Source organism: Enterobacter soli ATCC BAA-2102, assembly GCF_001654845.1.
In the GTDB taxonomy this organism is placed as follows: domain Bacteria; phylum Pseudomonadota; class Gammaproteobacteria; order Enterobacterales; family Enterobacteriaceae; genus Enterobacter; species Enterobacter soli.
Genome location: NZ_LXES01000003.1, coordinates 129,716 through 150,682 on the forward strand (window position 1 = coordinate 129,716; position 20,967 = coordinate 150,682).

Sequence of the window (20,967 nt, forward strand, 5' to 3'; positions counted from 1 at the left end):
TTACCCGGCCTACTGGTTTACTGAGCGGATTTTTGAGTGGGTTCCAGCTCAAATACCACATCAACCTGATCGTCGAACTGGATAGTCGGCTGCTCATAAGTTTCCTGAGCAGAAACCGGCGCAGCATCGGCCTTCATCATCCGAACCATCGGGCTTGGCTGGTAGTTAGAGACGTGGTAACGCACGCTATACACCGGGCCGAGTTTGCTGTTAAAACCTGAAGCCAGCTGCTGCGCCTGATGAATTGCATCATCAATGGCCGCTTTGCGCGCTTCGTCTTTGTATTTTTCAGGTTGCGCAACGCCCAGTGAGACAGAACGAATTTCGTTCAGACCCGCTTTCAGCGCGCCATCCAGTAATGAATTAAGCTTATCGAGCTGACGCAGCGTGACCTCAACGGTACGCACCGCGCGGTAGCCTTTCAGAATACTTTTGCCGTTCTGGTAGTCGTAATCAGGCTGGGTGCGCAGGTTTGCGGAGTTGATATCCTTTTTCGCGACACCATTCTGTTCGAGGAAGGAGAGATATTGCGCAACACGATCGTCTGCCTGTTTTTTGGCAGAAGCGGCATCTTTTGCGGCCACATTTACTTCGATTGCCAGCGTTGCCACATCCGGGACGGCATCAACACTTGCCGTGCCTGAAGTCACAATGTGCGGGCCAGCAGGCAATTCATTCGCCTGAACCGATACCGCGCCTAAACTAACTAATGCCGCCAGGGCCATCACTTTAAACTTCACTGTCATTCCTCCATGTTGCGAAGAGTGCCCTATCAACAGGGCACATGCCAGCAAGCTTAGCGGGTCTTGTTCAGTTGTCCATAAGACAACACTTAGTTGAGTAAACCCTGTACATGCTGAATACCGTCTTTTGCCAGCTGGAAAGCGATAAACCACATCACAACACCCACCAGCGTGTTAATGATGCGCTGTGCTTTCGCCGTGCGCAGACGTGGGGCCAGCCAGGCCGCCAGTATCGCCAGGCCGAAGAACCACAAGAAAGAGGCGCTGACCGTGCCAAGCGCAAACCAGCGTTTTGGCTCGACATCCAACTGCCCTCCCAGGCTGCCCAGGACGACAAAAGTATCAAGATAAACATGCGGATTAAGCCAGGTGACCGCCAGCATGGTGACGATAATCTTCCAGCGCCCCTGTTTCATGACCTCGGCCGTGGCTAATTCAAGATTGCTACTCATGGCGGTTTTCAGCGCCCCGAAACCGTACCACAGCAGAAACGCTACGCCGCCCCAGGTGACCAGCGCCAGCAGCCAGGGCGACTGCATCAGCAGTGCGCTACCGCCAAAAATTCCGGCGCAAATCAGCAGCAAATCGCTTAACGCGCACAACAGCGCAATCATCAGATGGTACTGACGGCGAATGCCCTGATTCATCACGAATGCATTCTGGGGGCCGAGCGGAAGGATCATGGCTGCGCCTAACACAAGACCTTGAAAATAATAGGATAACATGACTTCAATCTCACAAAACTGTCCTGGGAGCAGACTATACTGCGAGAATGTCATTAGAGGAAATTGATAATATTAATTGGGGATTAGCAGAGCTTATGAAAGTAAAGCCCGGTGGCGCTAACGCTTACCGGGCCTACAGGTGGCGTTATTCTGCTTCTTTGACCTTTTTGACGTTTACGTCCATCTGCGGGTACGGGAAGCTAATGCCATTGGCGTCAAAGTCACGCTTGATGCGTTCCAGAACATCCCAGTAAACGTTTTGCAGATCGCTGCTTTTGCTCCAGATACGCACCACGAAGTTGATCGATGACGCGCCCAGCTCATTCAGGCGTACCGTCTGCTCTTTGTCTTTCAGGATGCGGTCGTCCGAGGCAATGATGTTAGTAATCAGCGACTTCACCTGATCGATATCCGAATCATACGCCACGCTTACCACCAGCTCATTACGGCGCACCGGCTCGCGGGAGAAGTTGATAATGTTACCCGCGATAATTTTACCGTTCGGTACCACTACAATACGACCGTCGACGGTACGCATGGTGGTGGAGAAGATCTGCACCTGGAGCACAGTTCCGGCAATGCCACCCAAATCAACATATTCGCCAGAGCGGAATGGACGGAAGGTCACCAGAAGCACGCCTGCGGCGAGGTTCGACAGCGATCCCTGCAACGCCAGACCAATGGCCAGACCTGCGGCACCCAGCACTGCGATGACCGATGCCGTTTGCACACCGACACGCCCCAGGGCGGCAATCAGGGTAAAGGCAATAATCCCATAGCGCACCAGTGCAGAGAGGAAATCGGCAACCGTGGCATCAATGTTTCGCGCAACCATCACGCGATTAACCGTGTTTGACACGATCCGTGCCACGATCATCCCGACAATGATAATCGCAATTGCCGCAACGATGTTAACGGCATAACTCAGCAGTAACTCCTGGTTGCGCACAAGCCAAGTACCGGCGTTATTGATGCTGTCTACAACATCGAGTTGTTCCATTTATTCTTCCTTTTGTTAAACCAATACACAAAATCCATCCCCCATGGAGACAGGCAGGTCAGTAAAGGGTAAACAAAAAGGACAAATATTGCCAAACAGATCACAAAAAACAGACCAGCAGGCCATTGAAAAGCCATAAAAAAAGGCCCGCATTTGCGGACCTTTCTGAGGCGTTTAGCGACTCAAATTACAGAACGTCAACCGCGTTCAGCTCTTTGAATGCCTGCTCCAGACGAGTAATCATTGAAGTCTGTGCAGCACGCAGCCATACGCGTGGATCGTAGTATTTCTTGTTCGGCTGGTCTTCGCCTTTCGGGTTGCCCAGCTGGCCTTGCAGGTAAGCTTCGTTGGTTTTGTAGTATTGCAGGATACCGTCCCAGGTTGCCCATTGGGTGTCGGTATCGATGTTCATTTTCACTACGCCGTAGCTTACGGAGTCTTTGATTTCCTGAGCAGAAGAACCAGAACCACCGTGGAATACGAAGTTCAGGCTGTTGTGCGGCAGGTTGTGTTTCTTAGAAACGTATTCCTGAGAATCACGCAGGATAGTTGGGGTAAGAACCACGTTACCTGGTTTGTAAACGCCGTGCACGTTACCGAAGGACGCTGCGATAGTGAAGCGTGGGCTGATTTTGCTCAGCTCGGTGTATGCGTAATCAACGTCTTCTGGCTGGGTGTACAGTGCAGAAGCGTCCATGTGGCTGTTGTCCACGCCGTCTTCTTCACCACCGGTGCAACCCAGTTCGATTTCCAGAGTCATGTCCATTTTGGCCATGCGCGCCAGATATTTAGAGCAGATTTCGATGTTTTCGTGCAGTGACTCTTCAGACAGGTCGATCATGTGAGAAGAGAACAGTGGTTTACCGGTTGCCGCGAAGTGTTTCTCACCAGCGTCCAGCAGACCGTCGATCCATGGCAGCAGTTTCTTCGCGCAGTGGTCGGTGTGCAGGATAACTGGAACACCGTAGTGCTCAGCCATCTGGTGAACGTGGTGCGCACCAGAGATAGCACCCAGGATTGCAGCGCCCTGAGGAACGTCAGTTTTCACGCCTTTACCTGCGATGAACGCAGCACCACCGTTAGAGAACTGTACGATTACCGGCGCTTTAACTTTTGCAGCGGTTTCCAGAACGGCGTTGATGGAGTCGGTACCTACGCAGTTAACTGCTGGCAGAGCAAAATTGTTCTCTTTAGCTACCTGGAACACTTTCTGAACGTCATCACCAGTGATCACGCCAGGTTTTACGAAATCAAAAATTTTAGACATGTTACGAGTCCTGTATCTTCGGCCTTGGAAAGAGGTGCGTGCCCTAAAGCGCGCTGAAAATTGGGCAGGTTTCCCTGCCCTTAAATGGCTTACTTCTTAGCGCGCTCTTCGAGCATTGCTACTGCTGGCAGTACTTTGCCTTCCACGAATTCGAGGAATGCGCCGCCACCAGTGGAGATGTAGGAGATTTTGTCAGCGATACCGAACAGGTCGATAGCTGCCAGCGTGTCACCGCCGCCTGCGATTGAGAACGCTTCGCTGTCTGCGATTGCGTTAGCAACGATTTCAGTACCTTTACGGAAGTTCGCGAATTCGAACACACCAACAGGACCGTTCCACAGGATAGTTTTTGCGTTTTTCAGGATTTCAGCCAGTTTCTGTGCAGAAACATCGCCCAGGTCCAGAATCTGCTCTTCATCTTTGATGTCGTTTACAGATTTCAGGGTAGCGGTTGCTGTTTCAGAGAACTCAGTTGCAACACGAACGTCAGTTGGAACCGGGATATCACAGGTGGTCAGCAGGCGTTTCGCTTCGTCAACCAGGTCTGCTTCATACAGGGATTTACCCACATTGTGGCCCTGAGCGGCAACGAAGGTGTTCGCGATACCACCGCCAACGATCAGCTGGTCAGCGATTTTAGACAGGGAATCCAGAACGGTCAGTTTGGTAGAAACTTTAGAACCACCAACGATAGCCACCATTGGGCGAGCTGGCTCTTTCAGCGCTTTACCCAGTGCTTCCAGTTCGTCAGCCAGCAGAGGACCTGCACAGGCTACGTCTGCGAATTTACCGATACCGTGGGTAGAAGCCTGAGCACGGTGAGCAGTACCGAATGCATCCATCACAAATACGTCGCACAGTGCAGCGTATTTTTTGGACAGTGCTTCGTCGTCTTTCTTCTCGCCTTTGTTGAAGCGAACGTTTTCCAGAACAACCAGTTCACCGGCAGCCACTTCAACGCCGTCCAGGTAATCTTTAACCAGGCGAACCGGGTTGGATAGTTTGTCTTTCAGGTAATTAACAACTGGCAGCAGAGAAAACTCTTCGTTGTACTCGCCTTCAGTTGGACGACCCAGGTGGGAGGTTACCATCACTTTTGCACCTTGCTTCAGTGCCAGTTCGATGGTTGGCAGGGATGCACGGATACGCGCGTCGCTGGTCACTTTACCATCTTTAACCGGTACGTTCAGATCAGCACGGATGAAAACGCGTTTACCAGCCAGATCCAGATCGGTCATCTTAATTACAGACATGGTGAATCCTCTCGTTGATTCTTAAAGTTTTGCAGACGCACAATGCGTCTTACCTGAAACCTTGAGCGGCCATTGCTAACGTGGTGTCGAGCATTCGGTTAGCAAAGCCCCATTCGTTATCACACCAGACCAGCGTCTTGATAAGGTGTGCGCCACTGACTCGCGTTTGAGTGCCATCAACAATGGCGCTGTGCGGGTCGTGGTTAAAATCTACTGAGACCAACGGTAATTCCGTATAGTCAACTATACCATGAAATGCACCCTGTGCCGCTTTTTGCAGCAACAGGTTGACTTCACAGGCTTTTACCGGTTTTTTCACCGTTACACTGAGGTCAATTGCGGTGACGTTAATCGTCGGGACACGCACGGCAATGGCTTCAAAACGGTCGTTAAACTGCGGGAAAATACGGGTAATCCCTGCTGCAAGCTTCGTATCCACCGGAATGATCGACTGGCTCGCCGCGCGAGTGCGTCGTAAGTCCGGGTGATAGGCGTCGATAACCTGCTGATCGTGCATGGCGGAGTGAATCGTGGTCACGGTGCCGGATTCAATGCCATACGCATCGTCTAACAGTTTGATGACCGGAATAATGCAGTTGGTGGTACAGGAGGCGTTGGAAACAATACGGTGTTCAGCTTGCAGCTCATGCTGGTTGACGCCAAACACGACTGTCGCGTCGAGGTCGTTACTGCCGGGATGAGAAAACAGGACTTTTTTCGCGCCTGCTGCCAGATACGCTTCGCCGTGTTCACGGTTGCCGTACACGCCGGTGCAGTCCAGCACTACATCCACACCCAGCTCGCGCCACGGCAACTCTTCGATGCTGCTCTCATGCAGTACGCGAATCGCATCGTCACCAACAAAAAGCTGATCTCTTTCCTGGCGAACATCCCAGGCAAAGCGGCCATGACTGGTGTCGTATTTCAATAAATGCGCCATGCCCGTGGCATCCGCCAGTTCATTGATTGCCACCACGGTCATTTCCGCACGACGCCCGGATTCATATAAAGCACGAACCACGTTACGCCCGATGCGACCGAAGCCATTAATCGCTACGCGTACGGTCATAGATCTCCTGCAAAGCTATCCCTGGGTTTGAGGTGGCTGAAAGAGTAATCCAGCTACGCCCGAAGGGGAATCCTTGCCTGTCACAAACTGCGATTGATTGGTCAATTGTCGAACATTTAATCGACTGAAACGCTTCAGCTAGAATAAGCGAATCGGGGAATAAAAGGAATGTCTGTCCAGATGTATAAGCGAGCTATATGACTTGCGTCACACTTTCGATGGAATAATTTACAGTGATGTTACATGCCAGAGGAATAGTGCATACAAAAAAGCCGGGTGGCGTGGTGAAAGCAAAACGGTAACCCCAGGGTTACCGTTTTTAGCGTTTGCACCCTCTCCCGTGGGAGAGGGTCGGGGTGAGGGCACAAGCCCGCACCCAACCAGCAATTACAGCAGTTCTTTCGCTTTCGCGACAACGTTCTCTACAGTGAAGCCGAACTCTTCGAACAGCAGCTCTGCCGGTGCAGACTCACCGAAGGTGGTCATACCGACGATAGCGCCATTCAGGCCAACGTATTTGAACCAGTAGTCAGCGATACCTGCTTCCACTGCCACGCGAGCGGAAACCGCTTTAGGCAGTACGGATTCACGATAGGCCGCATCCTGCTTGTCGAACGCGTCGGTAGACGGCATGGAAACCACGCGCGCTTTAACGCCTTCGGCAGACAGTTTGTCCCAGGCCGCTACAGCCAGCTCAACTTCTGAACCAGTCGCGATGAAGATAAGCTCTGGCTGGCCAGCGCAGTCTTTCAGCACGTAACCACCGCGGGCGATATTCGCCAGCTGCTCTTCAGTACGATCCTGCTGTGCCAGGTTCTGACGGGAGAGAATCAGTGCGGTCGGGCCGTCCTGACGCTCAACACCGTATTTCCACGCTACTGCGGATTCAACCTGGTCACATGGGCGCCATGTAGACATGTTCGGGGTCACACGCAGGGAAGCCACCTGCTCTACCGGCTGGTGAGTCGGGCCATCTTCGCCCAGACCGATGGAGTCGTGGGTGTAGACCATCACCTGACGCTGTTTCATCAGCGCAGCCATACGCACGGCGTTACGTGCATATTCAACGAACATCAGGAAGGTAGAGGTGTACGGCAGGAAACCACCGTGCAGGGAGATACCATTCGCAATCGCGGTCATACCGAATTCACGTACACCGTAATGGATGTAGTTACCGGCAGTATCTTCGTTGATCGCTTTAGAACCAGACCAGATAGTCAGGTTCGATGGTGCCAGGTCAGCGGAGCCGCCCAGGAATTCCGGCAGCAGAGGGCCGAATGCTTCGATCGCATTCTGGGACGCTTTACGGCTGGCGATTTTGGACGGGTTAGCCTGGAGTTTCGCGATGAACTCGTTCGCTTTCGCGTCGAAATCAGAAGGCATGTCACCTTTCATACGACGGGTGAATTCAGCTGCTTCCTGCGGGAAGGCTTTCGCGTACGCCGCGAACTTCTCGTTCCAGGCCGCTTCTTTCACCTGACCGGCTTCTTTTGCATCCCACTGCGCATAGATGTCAGACGGGATTTCGAATGCCGGGTGGTTCCAGCCCAGTGCTTCACGAGTCAGTGCGATTTCCGCGTCACCCAGTGGCGCACCGTGGGAGTCGTGGGTACCCGCTTTGTTCGGAGAACCGAAGCCGATGATGGTTTTGCACATCAGCAGGGACGGTTTGTCAGTCACAGCACGAGCTTCTTCTACTGCGCGTTTAATCGAGTCAGCATCGTGACCGTCAACGCCACGCACCACGTGCCAGCCGTAGGCTTCGAAACGTGCTGCGGTATCATCAGTGAACCAGCCTTCCACATGACCATCGATGGAGATACCGTTGTCGTCATAGAACGCAACCAGTTTGCCCAGTTTCAGGGTACCTGCCAGGGAGCACACTTCGTGAGAAATGCCTTCCATCATGCAGCCGTCGCCCATGAACGCATAGGTGAAGTGGTCCACGATGTCGTGGCCAGGACGGTTGAACTGTGCTGCCAGAGTCTTCTCGGCAATCGCCATACCTACGGCGTTAGCAATACCCTGACCCAGCGGGCCGGTGGTGGTTTCTACGCCAGCGGTGTAGCCCACTTCCGGGTGACCCGGGGTTTTGGAGTGCAGCTGACGGAAATTTTTCAGCTCTTCGATTGGCAGGTCATAGCCAGTGAGGTGCAGCAGGCTGTAGATCAGCATTGAGCCGTGGCCGTTAGACAGTACGAAACGGTCGCGGTCAGCCCAGGCCGGGTTCTGCGGGTTGTGGTTCAGGAAATCTCGCCACAGGACTTCGGCGATATCAGCCATACCCATAGGGGCGCCCGGGTGGCCGGATTTGGCTTTCTGTACTGCGTCCATGCTCAGCGCACGAATAGCATTAGCAAGCTCTTTACGTGAGGACATTTTAACTCCAGATCGGACTGTTAAAGGCCATGCCCTTGACGACAGCGCGTTTTGGGCTACGCCGGAAAAAAGTGCCAACAATGTAACCCAAGCGACAAGGCATGTACATGGAGCATTCTTTTGCCGCTTAAGAAATCTCTGGATCATGCTCGCATGTTGCGCAATCCACTCGCCCGCTACCGTATATCTTCCTTATACTTAGCCCGACACTGGCTTTTTGGTCGGTGCACTTTTCGGATTAAATTCAGACTAACGAGTACGGAAGCAACATCATGAAAATGCGTGCAATTGTGCTGGCCCTGGGTACAACGCTCCTTCTGAGCGGCTGTCAGAATATGGATTCTAATGGCCTGATGACCTCTGGCGCTGAAGCATTTCAGGCGTATTCCCTGAGCGATGCACAGGTAAAAGCGCTGAGCGACCAGGCCTGTAAAGATATGGACGGAAAAGCCACTATCGCCCCTGCCAGCAGCACATACGCGCAGCGTCTGAATAAGATAGCCTCCGCTCTGGGCGACAATATCAACGGCCAGCCGGTGAACTACAAGGTCTACATGGCGAAAGACGTTAACGCATTTGCCATGGCAAACGGCTGTATTCGCGTCTACAGCGGGCTGATGGACATGATGAATGACAACGAAGTTGAAGCGGTCATCGGCCATGAAATGGGTCACGTTGCGCTCGGCCACGTGAAAAAAGGAATGCAGGTCGCGCTGGGTACCAACGCCGTTCGCGCCGCAGCGGCCTCCGCGGGCGGGATTGTCGGCAGTCTGTCCCAGTCTCAGCTTGGCGATATGGGTGAAAAACTGGTCAACTCTCAGTTCTCCCAGCGTCAGGAATCCGAGGCGGATGACTACTCCTACGATTTGTTGCGCAAACGCGGTATTAATCCGTCAGGATTAGCCACCAGCTTCGAAAAACTGGCAAAACAGGAAGCAGGACGCCAAAGTTCAATGTTTGACGATCACCCAGCATCAGAAGAACGCGCGCAACATATTCGCGATCGTATGGCAGCAGACGGAATTAAATAATTTTTGAAGGAGGCAATATTGCCTCCTTTTTATTTCGCACGTATTGTCAATTTAACCGCACATATCGATAACACCCCCCGCAAGCCGCGCTACATCAGCATCCAGACACTGAAACCTTTACTCACATAATTATTGCAATCGGTAAATATTCCGGTAATTATCCCTTCGCAGTCTTTCAAATTAATATATCAAGACAGAGACGTTCCCTCCGTGAAAAAACAATTATCGTTAGTTGCTTTAAGTTTATTTGCCGCATTACCTGCTTTTGCAAGCCAGCAATCCGACAGCCAGGGTTTTATTGACGACAGCCATCTGGATCTGTTTTTACGCAATGCGTATATCAGCCGTGACTATCATCAGGGCCAGCAGGATAAAGCCGAATGGGGTCAGGGCATCGTCGCCACATTTGCATCTGGTTACACCGAAGGGCTGGTCGGTTTTGGCGTCGACGGCATTGCCCAGTACGGCGTACGCCTTGACGGCGGCCGCGGCAAGAGCGGTGCCGGCGGTATCGACTTCTTCAAACAGGAAGACGATGGTCGTGCGAAATCCGATCTGGCGAAATTTGGCGCGACCGCCAAAATGCGCATCTCCAATACCGTTCTGAGCTACGGTAACCAGCGTCCTGAGCTTCCAATTGTAAATGCCGACAGCTCCCGCCTGCTGTTTGAAAGCTATACCGGGACGATGCTGACTTCTAAAGAGATAGACGGGCTGGAAGTCAATGCGGGTTACTTCACTGACGAACAACGCAAAAGCGACGACCGCCACGACAGCGGCCTGAAGAGCCTCTCCTTCGGCGGTGCCAGCTATCAGTTCAACGACCAGTTCAGCGGCGCACTTTACGCTTCTCACGTTGAAGAGGTGATGAACAAGCAGTATTTGGGCATGAACTTTAAACAACCGTTCAGTACCGGGCAACAGCTGGTTCTCGACTTTAACGGCTATAACTCGCGTCTGGATCAGGGTTACGCTGACAGCCTCGATACGGGTCGCAGTAACACCATCTGGAGCATGGCGGCGAGCTATATCTGGGATATTCATACCTTTAAGGTGGCGTATCAGCAAAGCAGCGGCAGCACCGGTTACCACTATGGCAGCTATCGCGATCAGGGCGGCGTGGGTGACGGTGGTAATACCATCTGGCTTGCGAACTCTTACTGGTCTGATTTTAACGGTGAAGACGAACGCTCATGGCAGGCATCTTACGGGCTGGACTTTGCAGGACTCGGCTTACCGGGCCTGAGCTGGACCACCGCTTACGTGCGCGGCGACAACATCAAAACGTCAGAAACCAGCAACGGTAAAGAGCATGAGTGGTTTAACCAGGTTCAGTACCAGGTGCAGGATGGCCCGGCGAAAGATCTGAAACTGAAACTGCGCTACTCCGTACTGCGCGTTTCCAGTAACGCCAGCGATTACAACGTGGGCGGGGACGAAATCCGCGTCTATGTGGAATACCCGTTTAACGTGTTTTAAGCGAAAAAAAGCCCTCACCTGCTGGTGAGGGCTTTTACTTAACCGCTAAGCTTACTCGCCTTTTTTCGCAGCCTGGATGTAGAGCATTTCCAGTGCCAGCGTCGCCGCAGCCAGTGCCGTGATTTCTGATTGATCGTACGCAGGCGCTACTTCCACCACGTCCATACCCACGATGTTTAAATCTTTCAGGCCACGCACCAGTTTGATGGCACGGTCAGACGTCAGGCCGCCGATCACCGGCGTACCGGTACCCGGAGCAAATGCCGGATCCAGGCAGTCGATGTCGAAGGTCAGGTAAACCGGCATATCGCCCACAATCTGCTTAACCTGCGCAATGATGTCGTCCACGCCACGATCGTTCACCTGGCCTGCATCCAGTACGGTGAAGCCGTTGTCTTTATCGAACTCAGTACGAATACCGATCTGCACAGAGTGGTTCGGATCGATCAGGCCTTCGTTCGGCGCGGTGAAGAACATGGTGCCGTGATCAAATTCACAGCCGTTCGCGTAGGTGTCGGTATGCGCATCAAAGTGCACCAGCGCCATTTTCCCGAAGTGTTTCGCATGGGCACGCAGCAGCGGCAGCGTCACGAAATGGTCACCACCGAAGGAGAGCATACGCTTACCGGCAGCCAGCAGCTTCTCGGCGTGCGCCTGGAGTTTTTCGCTCATCTCACGCGCGTCGCCAAAGGCGTACACCAGGTCACCGCAGTCGACCACGTTCAGGCGCTCGCGCATGTCGAAGTTCCACGGGAAGCGGTTGTGCTCCCAGGCCAGATTAGTCGATACCTGACGAATGGCTGCCGGGCCATGACGACCACCAGCACGGCCAGAGGTGGCCATATCAAACGGCACGCCGGTGATAACCCAGTCAGCATCGCTATCGTATGGCTGGAAGTTCATCGGAAGGCGTAAAAAACCAAACGCGTTAGATACCAGAGAGTTATCGTACTGATGACCTAAAGTGCTCATGTCCTGACCTCTTTTAAAGTCGATTCATTAAAAACAGATGAAAAAAAATCCCCTCCGCGTCGTTAAACCCGACGAGGAAGGGATTGATTCGTAAATAGCATATTGGGGCGAATTATCGCCGTTAATTCATACGGGTTCAAGAGAGTATAGGGCATAGTGCGGTCTGATGCCCTCACCCCAACCCTCTCCCACGGGGAGAGGGAGGTTTTCTTACTCGTCTTCCAGATAGGTATACCCGTACAGACCCGCTTCAAACTCTTCCAGGAACTGCTGCTGCAATGCATCGTCCAGACCGGTGTTTTTCACCTGATCGCGGAACTGGGTCAGCAGGGTTTTCGGATCCAGCTGAACGTATTCCAGCATGTCCGCCACGGTATCCCCTTCGTCGGACAGTTCGACTTCCACGCTGCCGTCAGGGAAGACAAACACGTCAACCGCTTCGGTATCACCGAACAGGTTGTGCATGTTCCCGAGGATTTCCTGATACGCACCGACCATAAAGAAGCCCAGCATTGGCGGATTCTCCGGGTCGTATTCCGGCATTGGCATCGTGGTCGCGATACCGTCGCCATCAACGTAATGATCGATAGCACCGTCTGAGTCACAGGTAATATCCAGCAGCACAGCACGGCGTTCCGGAGCGTGGTTCAGCCCTTCCAGCGGCAGTACCGGGAACAGCTGATCAATACCCCATGCATCCGGCATCGACTGGAACAGTGAGAAGTTGACGTAAATCTTATCCGCCATACGTTCCTGCAACTCGTCTATAATCGGACGGTGCGCGCGGTTGCTCGGGTCGAGCTGTTTCTGCACTTCATGGCACATGTTCAGATAGAGCTGCTCTGCCCACGCGCGCTCCTGCAAGCTAAAGGTGCCTGAAGAATAACCCACGTGGATGTCATGCAGATCCATCTGGCTGTCGTGCAGCCATTCGCGCAGTGAGCGACGCGTGCCCGGCTCGTGCATCTCCTGCCAGGTTTCCCACATGCTTTGCAGGGAACGCGGGGCATCATCTGACGGAGGGGTCGCTTCGGTGGTTTCGCTGCGCTCAACGCCGATAATGTTAGACACCAACACCGTATGGTGCGCAGTCACCGCGCGGCCCGATTCGGTGATCACCGTCGGGTGCGGCAAGCCGTGTTCTTCACACGCATCGCCAATTGCCCAGATGATGTTGTTCGCGTATTCGTTCAGGCCGTAGTTCACAGAGCAGTCAGACTGCGAGCGTGTACCTTCATAGTCCACACCCAGGCCGCCGCCCACGTCGAAGCACTGAATATTTACGCCAAGCTTATGCAGCTCAACGTAGAAACGCGCTGATTCACGCACACCCGTGGCGATGTCGCGAATATTAGCCATCTGCGAACCGAGGTGGAAGTGCAGCAACTGAATGCTGTCCAGACGACCGCGCTCACGCAGGATCTCCACCAGTTGCAGAACCTGGTTTGCCGCCAGGCCGAATTTGGATTTTTCGCCGCCGGAAGACTGCCATTTACCGGAACCCTGAGAGGCCAGACGCGCTCGCACGCCAAGGCGTGGGATCACGTTCAGACGCTCGGCTTCTTCCAGCACGATAGCAATTTCGGACATCTTCTCGATTACCAGATAGACCTTGTGGCCCATCTTCTCGCCAATCAGTGCCAGACGAATGTATTCACGGTCTTTATAGCCGTTACAGACAATCACCGAACGGGTCATCCCCGCGTGTGCCAGAACAGCCATCAGTTCCGCTTTTGAACCCGCTTCCAGCCCCAGCGGTTCGCCAGAGTGGATCAGGGATTCAATGACGCGGCGATGCTGGTTTACCTTGATCGGGTAAACCAGGAAGTAGTCGCCTTTATAGCCGTACGATTCACGCGCGCGTTTGAAGGCGGCATTAATAGAACGCAGGCGATGTTGCAGGATCTGCGGGAAGCAGAACAGTGCAGGCAAACGCTGGCCCTGCGCTTCACGGGCTTTCACCAGTTTGGCGAGATCCACGCGCGCTTCAGGGACGTCGGGATCCGGGCAAACGCTGATGTGGCCCAGTTCGTTGACGTCATAATAGTTATTGCCCCACCAGGCAATATTGTAAGTGCGCAGCATCTTGCTGGCTTCCTGGGAGCTCATCGCAACCTCCTGCATAGAACGTAGTACACCCTGTTCGCCTGCTGACGAAGGCGAAACCGAAGACATGTCGTCAGACATAGCGAACCTCAACTCTTTGTATTAAGTGTAAAACAGTTGACTACTATCGCAGCGTTAAACGGCGATAACAACCCATAAACGGCTCCGTTTTCCAGCATAGTATGCTGAAATCCTGACCGTGCGACCGGTTTCTTATTCATATCATTGTAAAACACGTATCCGAACTCTGTATGACAAGGTTCGGCGAAACCACGAGAAAACTCTTGTATTAACAAGAGCGCCCTTGTTCAGTTTTCACAAAGCGTGACCGGCCCTGGAATCCTGAGAAGCGCCGAGATGGGTATAACATCGGCAGGTTTGCAGACTAGAAATGCGGGTTGCGGGAATCAAATGCGCGCCAGAACGGCTGCGCTGAATTAGCGGAAAACGATGGTTCATTATCTCGTATCACCTCCACGGCCGCTCCTGTTGAAACGGACCACAAGCCAAAGCTAAAAGTTCACTGCTTAACCCGGCTGGAAGTGGCGACACGATGAGTTCATCGAGCGCTTTTTTTGTATGAGCCGCGCGCCGCGTTTTATACCGAGAAGACGGTCAAATTGCAAAAGATTAATGCGCGTGTTGCCAGCGCCGTCAGGAAATATTTCCAGCTTCGATTTCAACGCAGTGAGAGCTTAGTCAAAAAAAACTGGAAATCGGGTGAAGAAGTGACCTAAAATAGACGTCCAGATGTTAATCCATCCATACTGATTAACACTCAGACTGCCAGTGTCAAAATCCTGCAGGCCTTGGTAGAATTATCTCCTATGGCTACTCCACACAGCAGCTTGAGCTAACCAAATTCCTCTTAGGTGAAATAAAACATGGCAAAACACCTGTTTACGTCCGAGTCCGTATCAGAAGGACATCCTGATAAAATTGCTGACCAAATCTCCGATGCAGTGCTGGATGCGATCCTCGAGCAGGATCCAAAAGCGCGCGTAGCGTGTGAAACCTATGTCAAAACCGGCATGGTTCTGGTTGGCGGTGAGATCACCACCAGCGCATGGGTTGATATCGAAGAGATCACCCGTAACACGGTGCGTGAAATCGGTTATGTGCATTCTGATATGGGCTTTGATGCCAACTCTTGCGCAGTACTGAGCGCAATCGGCAAACAGTCTCCAGACATCAACCAGGGTGTTGACCGTGCCGACCCGCTGGAACAGGGCGCGGGCGACCAGGGTCTGATGTTCGGTTATGCAACCAACGAAACTGACGTGCTGATGCCAGCACCAGTGACCTACGCACACCGTCTGGTGCAGCGTCAGGCTGAAGTGCGTAAAAACGGCACCCTGCCGTGGCTGCGCCCGGATGCGAAAAGCCAGGTCACCTTCCAGTATGACGACGGCAAAATCGTCGGTATCGATGCCGTGGTTCTGTCCACTCAGCACGCCGAAGATATTGATCAGAAATCTCTGCAAGAAGCCGTGATGGAAGAGATCATCAAGCCAGTTCTGCCTACCGAGTGGTTGAGCGCGTCGACCAAATTCTTCATCAACCCAACCGGACGTTTTGTTATCGGTGGCCCAATGGGTGACTGTGGCCTGACCGGTCGTAAAATCATCGTTGATACCTACGGCGGCATGGCGCGTCACGGTGGCGGCGCATTCTCTGGTAAAGATCCGTCTAAAGTTGACCGTTCTGCTGCGTACGCTGCACGTTATGTTGCGAAAAACATCGTTGCTGCGGGCCTGGCTGACCGTTGTGAGATTCAGGTTTCCTACGCAATTGGCGTAGCTGAACCAACCTCCATCATGGTTGAAACCTTCGGTACTGAAAAAGTGCCTTCTGAACAGCTGACCCTGCTGGTGCGCGAGTTCTTCGACCTGCGTCCATACGGCCTGATTCAGATGCTGGATCTGCTGCACCCAATCTACAAAGAAACCGCTGCGTACGGTCACTTTGGTCGTGAACATTTCCCATGGGAAAAAACCGACAAAGCCGCTCTGCTGCGTGAAGCTGCCGGTCTGAAATAATCGACTCACAGCGTTAAACAGGCCAGCCTTTGCGCTGGCCTTTTTTATGTCGGGTGGCGGCTAAACTTGAAACCGCTTACACCACACCAAATATACCCTCCTTTCAGAATAATCCCTTTGCATGATCGCCTTTCCTCTGCTGTTACATTTCATTTCAGTTAAGTCTGAAATTCAAACAAACTCGATGCACATCACTCAATTTATATCTATATTTTCAATGTCTTAATTAAAGTTACATCTACACACCAGTGTAACCGATTACACCAATGTGATTTGCCTCACATATTTTTACGCTCTACTAACCTACCCTTTACATCGATAAAACTGATAACCCAACTGGAGGGCATAATGCCTGACAATAAAAAACAGGGGCGTACGTCCAACAAGGCGATGACTTTCTTCGTCTGCTTCCTCGCCGCCCTGGCAGGATTACTCTTTGGCCTGGATATCGGCGTGATTGCCGGCGCACTCCCTTTCATCACCGATGAATTCCAGATAACCGCCCACACTCAGGAATGGGTAGTAAGCTCCATGATGTTCGGTGCGGCCGTCGGCGCAGTCGGCAGCGGCTGGCTCTCCTTCAAACTGGGTCGTAAAAAAAGCCTGATGATCGGCGCTATTCTGTTCGTGGCCGGTTCACTGTTTTCTGCGGCGGCACCCAACGTAGAAGTACTGCTGGTATCCCGCGTGCTGCTCGGCCTGGCGGTTGGTGTGGCCTCTTATACCGCTCCGCTTTACCTGTCAGAAATCGCACCAGAGAAAATCCGTGGCAGCATGATTTCGATGTACCAGTTGATGATCACCATCGGTATTCTGGGAGCCTACCTTTCCGATACCGCGTTCAGCTACAGCGGCGCCTGGCGCTGGATGCTCGGCGTCATTATCATCCCTGCGATCCTGCTGCTGATTGGTGTGTTCTTCCTGCCGGACAGCCCGCGCTGGTTTGCCGCGAAACGCCGCTTCGTGGATGCTGAGCGCGTGTTGTTACGCCTGCGCGATACCAGCGCAGAAGCGAAAAACGAACTGGAAGAGATCCGCGAAAGCCTGAAGGTAAAACAGTCTGGTTGGGCGCTGTTCAAAGAGAACAGCAACTTCCGCCGCGCCGTATTCCTGGGCGTACTCCTTCAGGTGATGCAGCAGTTCACCGGGATGAACGTCATCATGTACTACGCGCCAAAAATCTTTGAGCTGGCGGGTTACACCAATACTACCGAGCAGATGTGGGGCACCGTGATCGTGGGCCTGACCAACGTGCTGGCTACCTTTATCGCCATTGGTCTGGTTGACCGCTGGGGACGCAAACCAACGCTAACCCTGGGCTTCCTGGTGATGGCGGTGGGGATGGGCGTCCTCGGTACAATGATGCATGTGGGCATTCACTCACCTTCTGCACAGTACTTTGCCGTAGCCATGCTGCTGATGTTTATCGTCGGTTTTGCGATGAGTGCTGGCCCGCTGATTTGGGTCCTGTGCTCTGAGATCCAGCCGCTGAAAGGGCGTGATTTTGGTATCACCTGCTCTACCGCAACCAACTGGATTGCCAACATGATTGTCGGCGCAACCTTCCTGACCATGCTCAATAGCCTGGGTAATGCCAACACCTTCTGGGTTTACTCTGGTCTGAACCTGTTCTTTATTGTGCTGACGGTGTGGCTGGTTCCAGAAACCAAACACGTGTCGCTGGAACATATCGAACGTAACCTGATGAAAGGCCGCCCATTGCGCGAGATTGGCGCACACGACTGACCTGCCTGCGGGGAGGAGCCTCTTGCACCTCCCTTTCGCAAGCTCTATGCTCTGCCCCTATGAAAACTCCCCGTCTTCCCATTGCTATTCAGCAGGCCGTGATGCGCAGCCTGCGGGAAAAACTCGCTCTGGCAAACCAGAAGCTCGGTCGCAATTACCCGGAACCTAAGCTCGTCTATCAGCAACGCGGAACCTCTGCCGGAACGGCCTGGCTGGAGTCTTATGAAATTCGTCTGAACCCGGTGCTGATGATGGAAAACCAGCAGGCGTTTATCGATGAAGTGGTTCCGCACGAGCTGGCGCACCTGCTGGTCTGGAAACACTTTGGGCGCGTGGCGCCGCACGGCAAAGAGTGGAAATGGATGATGGAAGCCGTACTTGGCGTTCCTGCACGCAGAACCCATCAGTTCGAGCTTGAGTCTGTTCGCCGCAATACCTTTCCCTACCGCTGTCAGTGCCAGCAGCATCAGCTGACTGTTCGCCGTCATAATCGCGTGGTACGCGGTGAAGCTACCTATCGCTGCGTCAAGTGCGGCGAGCCACTGGTTGCAGAATAATCAATTGAACAATCAGGAACTTTCCTGATCTGACTGATTGCATACAGGAACAACTTTCGTTACGTTGCGGGCTCGTTTTGACACGGAGTTAACGATGTCCCGTACTATTTCTCTCGCGGTCGCTTTTCTGGCGACGGCATGCTCAGGCTATACGCTGGCCGACGGTATCAACAGTTTCTCTCAGGCTAAGACCGCTGGTGTAAAGGTTAATGCCGACGTTCCAGGTGATTTCTACTGTGGCTGTAAGATTAACTGGCAGGGTAAAAAAGGGGTCGTTGATCTCGAATCCTGCGGCTATAAAGTGCGTAAAAACGAAAACCGCGCCAGCCGAATCGAATGGGAACACGTTGTCCCGGCATGGCAGTTTGGCCATCAGCGCCAGTGCTGGCAGGACGGCGGGCGTAAAAATTGCGCCAAAGACCCGGTCTATCGCCAGATGGAAAGCGATATGCACAACCTGCAACCGGCGGTGGGCGAAGTGAACGGCGATCGCGGCAACTTTATGTACGGCCAGTGGAATGGCGGCGAGGGTCAGTACGGACAGTGCGCCATGAAGGTAGATTTTAAAGAGAAAGTGGCTGAGCCACCGGCTCGTGCGCGCGGCAGTATCGCCCGCACCTACTTCTATATGCGCGACCGTTACGACCTCACCCTCTCCCGCCAGCAGACACAGCTGTTTAATGCCTGGGATAAGCAGTATCCGGTCACCGACTGGGAGTGTCAGCGCGACGAACGCATCGCCAAAGCCCAGGGGAATCATAACCCTTATGTCCAGCGCGCTTGCCAGGCGCAAAAGAGCTAACCTACACTAGCGGCAATTCGCTTACATTGCATGACACACGGAATTTCTGACTATGCGCATTCCCCGCATCTACCACCCTGAACTGATTACCGCAGGTCGCGAAATCGCCCTGTCCGACGAAGCCGCTAACCATGTTGGCCGCGTGCTGCGCATGGGCGCAGGCCAGGCTATCCAGCTTTTCGACGGCTCAAATCAGGTTTTCGACGCTGAAATCACCCGTGCTGATAAGAAGAGCGTGCACGTCAATGTGCTGCGTGGCGAAGTGGATGACCGTGAATCGCCGCTGCATATTCATTTAGGCCAGGTGATGTCGCGCGGTGAAAAGATGGAATTCACCATCCAGAAATCGATCGAACTGGGTGTAAGCCTCATTACGCCACTTTTTTCTGAGCGCTGTGGCGTTAAACTGGATGCGGAACGTCTGAACAAAAAGATCCAGCAGTGGCAGAAAATCGCCATTGCCGCCTGTGAACAGAGTGGCCGTAACCGTATCCCGGAGATCCGCCCGGCGATGGATCTGGAAGACTGGTGTGCTGAACAGGACAGCGGGCTTAAGCTCAACCTCCACCCGCGCGCCAGCGCCAGTATTAATACGCTGCCGCTGCCCGTTGAACGCATTCGCCTGTTGATTGGCCCGGAAGGCGGCCTGTCCGCTGACGAAATTGCTATGACGGCACGTTACGAGTTTACTGATATTCTGTTGGGACCTCGCGTTCTGCGCACTGAGACAACGGCACTCACTGCCATTACCGCGCTGCAAGTGCGGTTTGGCGATCTGGGTTGAAGCATTATTGGAGAGGAACATGATCAAGCTCGGCATCGTGATGGATCCCATCGCAAACATTAACATCAAGAAAGATTCCAGCTTCGCTATGCTGCTGGAAGCACAGCGTCGCGGCTATGAACTCCACTACATGGAGATGAACGATCTCTACCTGATCAACGGCGAAGCCCGCGCACGCACCCGTATTGTTAACGTCGAGCAGAACTACGATAAATGGTACGAATTCGGCACCGAGCAGGATATCCAGCTTGCCGATCTCGATGTGATCCTGATGCGTAAAGATCCGCCGTTCGACACCGAATTTATCTACTGCACCTATATCCTTGAGCGTGCAGAAGAGAAAGGCACGCTGATCGTGAACAAACCGCAGAGCCTGCGCGACTGTAACGAGAAGCTCTACACCGCCTGGTTCTCTGATTTGACGCCAGAAACGCTGGTGACCCGCAGTAAGGCCCAGCTGAAAGCCTTCTGGCAGAAGCACGGCGATATCATCATGAAACCGCTGGACGGTATGGGCGGCGCATCGATTTTCCGCGTGAAAGAGAGCGACCCGAACATTGGTGTGATTGCCGAAACGCTGACCGAACTGGGTACCCGTTACTGCATGGCGCAAAACTATCTGCCTGCCATTGTCGATGGTGACAAGCGCGTTCTGGTGGTGGATGGCGAACCGGTTCCTTACTGCCTGGCCCGTATCCCGCAGGGTGGCGAAACCCGTGGTAACCTGGCGGCCGGTGGCCGTGGCGAACCGCGTCCGTTGACCGAAAGCGACTGGGAAATTGCCCGCCGCGTCGGCCCAACGCTTAAAGCCAAAGGCCTGATCTTCGTCGGCCTGGATATCATCGGCGACCGTCTGACCGAAGTGAACGTCACCAGCCCAACCTGCATTCGTGAAATCGAGGCCGAATTCCCTGTCTCGATCACCGGAATGCTGATGGACGCTATCGAAAAACGTTTACAGAAATAACCTGTGACAGCGCCTGAGTTTGTCCCCATACTGGGCGCTGTCGCTTTT

Annotated in this window: 19 protein-coding genes; 8 read left to right on the top strand and 11 right to left on the bottom strand. The window is 53.3% G+C overall.

What is annotated here, in order from left to right; genetic code table 11:
* Positions 1-17 precede the first annotated feature (17 nt).
* From M987_RS01515 to tkt, 7 genes are all read right to left on the bottom strand, one after another.
* Positions 18-740 carry an oxidative stress defense protein gene (locus M987_RS01515; protein WP_014071677.1) on the bottom strand — a complete coding sequence of 241 codons (723 nt, stop codon included), beginning with the start codon at positions 738-740 and terminating at the stop codon, positions 18-20.
* A gap of 92 nt (positions 741-832) precedes the next feature.
* Positions 833-1,468, bottom strand: coding sequence for an arginine exporter ArgO (argO, locus tag M987_RS01520; RefSeq protein WP_041162121.1), 636 nt, complete (start codon positions 1,466-1,468; stop codon positions 833-835).
* A gap of 145 nt (positions 1,469-1,613) precedes the next feature.
* Entirely contained in the window at positions 1,614-2,468 is an 855-nt protein-coding gene (gene mscS, locus M987_RS01525) for a small-conductance mechanosensitive channel MscS (protein WP_014071679.1), read from the bottom strand.
* 187 nt (positions 2,469-2,655) lie between these two features.
* Positions 2,656-3,735 (bottom strand): class II fructose-bisphosphate aldolase, encoded by a 1,080-nt coding sequence (gene fbaA, locus M987_RS01530; protein WP_014071680.1) that lies wholly within the window; start codon positions 3,733-3,735, stop codon positions 2,656-2,658.
* A gap of 89 nt (positions 3,736-3,824) precedes the next feature.
* Positions 3,825-4,988: a phosphoglycerate kinase gene (gene pgk, locus M987_RS01535; RefSeq protein WP_014071681.1), complete on the bottom strand. Its 1,164-nt coding sequence runs from the start codon at positions 4,986-4,988 to the stop codon at positions 3,825-3,827.
* A gap of 49 nt (positions 4,989-5,037) precedes the next feature.
* On the bottom strand, positions 5,038-6,057 hold the full coding sequence (gene epd, locus M987_RS01540) for an erythrose-4-phosphate dehydrogenase (RefSeq protein ID WP_014071682.1): 1,020 nt from the start codon (positions 6,055-6,057) through the stop codon (positions 5,038-5,040).
* A 387-nt stretch (positions 6,058-6,444) separates the two neighbouring features.
* Positions 6,445-8,436: a transketolase gene (gene tkt, locus M987_RS01545; protein ID WP_014071683.1), complete on the bottom strand. Its 1,992-nt coding sequence runs from the start codon at positions 8,434-8,436 to the stop codon at positions 6,445-6,447.
* A 272-nt stretch (positions 8,437-8,708) separates the two neighbouring features.
* Between tkt and loiP the strand changes: the two genes are divergently transcribed.
* Both loiP and M987_RS01555 read left to right on the top strand, forming a co-directional pair.
* Entirely contained in the window at positions 8,709-9,467 is a 759-nt protein-coding gene (loiP, locus tag M987_RS01550) for a metalloprotease LoiP (protein ID WP_014071684.1), read from the top strand.
* Positions 9,468-9,677: 210 nt separating this feature from the next.
* Positions 9,678-10,946: an OprD family outer membrane porin gene (locus tag M987_RS01555; protein WP_014071685.1), complete on the top strand. Its 1,269-nt coding sequence runs from the start codon at positions 9,678-9,680 to the stop codon at positions 10,944-10,946.
* Between the two features lie 51 nt (positions 10,947-10,997).
* Here the strand turns inward: M987_RS01555 and speB are convergent, their stop codons facing one another.
* The 4 genes from speB to M987_RS25245 form a co-directional block, all read right to left on the bottom strand.
* Positions 10,998-11,918: an agmatinase gene (speB, locus tag M987_RS01560; RefSeq protein WP_014071686.1), complete on the bottom strand. Its 921-nt coding sequence runs from the start codon at positions 11,916-11,918 to the stop codon at positions 10,998-11,000.
* 210 nt (positions 11,919-12,128) lie between these two features.
* Positions 12,129-14,105 (bottom strand): biosynthetic arginine decarboxylase, encoded by a 1,977-nt coding sequence (gene speA, locus M987_RS01565; RefSeq protein WP_014071687.1) that lies wholly within the window; start codon positions 14,103-14,105, stop codon positions 12,129-12,131.
* An 8-nt stretch (positions 14,106-14,113) separates the two neighbouring features.
* On the bottom strand, positions 14,114-14,245 hold the full coding sequence (yqgB, locus tag M987_RS23590; protein WP_014071688.1) for an acid stress response protein YqgB: 132 nt from the start codon (positions 14,243-14,245) through the stop codon (positions 14,114-14,116).
* Between the two features lie 94 nt (positions 14,246-14,339).
* Entirely contained in the window at positions 14,340-14,483 is a 144-nt protein-coding gene (locus tag M987_RS25245) for a hypothetical protein (RefSeq protein WP_418250466.1), read from the bottom strand.
* Between the two features lie 425 nt (positions 14,484-14,908).
* On the opposite strand from M987_RS25245, the gene metK reads away from it, so the two are divergent.
* The 6 genes from metK to gshB all read left to right on the top strand — a co-directional run bounded on the left by metK (position 14,909) and on the right by gshB (position 20,919).
* Positions 14,909-16,063: a methionine adenosyltransferase gene (gene metK / locus M987_RS01570; protein ID WP_014071689.1), complete on the top strand. Its 1,155-nt coding sequence runs from the start codon at positions 14,909-14,911 to the stop codon at positions 16,061-16,063.
* A gap of 348 nt (positions 16,064-16,411) precedes the next feature.
* Complete coding sequence (gene galP / locus M987_RS01575; protein WP_014071690.1) at positions 16,412-17,809, top strand: galactose/proton symporter; 1,398 nt, start codon at positions 16,412-16,414, stop codon at positions 17,807-17,809.
* 59 nt (positions 17,810-17,868) lie between these two features.
* The gene (locus M987_RS01580; RefSeq protein WP_014071691.1) at positions 17,869-18,366 is read left to right on the top strand and encodes a SprT family zinc-dependent metalloprotease; all 498 of its coding nucleotides are present in this window, start codon (positions 17,869-17,871) and stop codon (positions 18,364-18,366) included.
* Between the two features lie 94 nt (positions 18,367-18,460).
* Complete coding sequence (endA, locus tag M987_RS01585) at positions 18,461-19,168, top strand: deoxyribonuclease I (RefSeq protein WP_014071692.1); 708 nt, start codon at positions 18,461-18,463, stop codon at positions 19,166-19,168.
* A gap of 52 nt (positions 19,169-19,220) precedes the next feature.
* Complete coding sequence (gene rsmE, locus M987_RS01590; RefSeq protein WP_014071693.1) at positions 19,221-19,952, top strand: 16S rRNA (uracil(1498)-N(3))-methyltransferase; 732 nt, start codon at positions 19,221-19,223, stop codon at positions 19,950-19,952.
* Between the two features lie 19 nt (positions 19,953-19,971).
* Positions 19,972-20,919, top strand: a complete 948-nt coding sequence (gshB, locus tag M987_RS01595; protein WP_014071694.1) for a glutathione synthase — start codon at positions 19,972-19,974, stop codon at positions 20,917-20,919.
* The last annotated feature ends 48 nt before the right edge of the window (positions 20,920-20,967 follow it).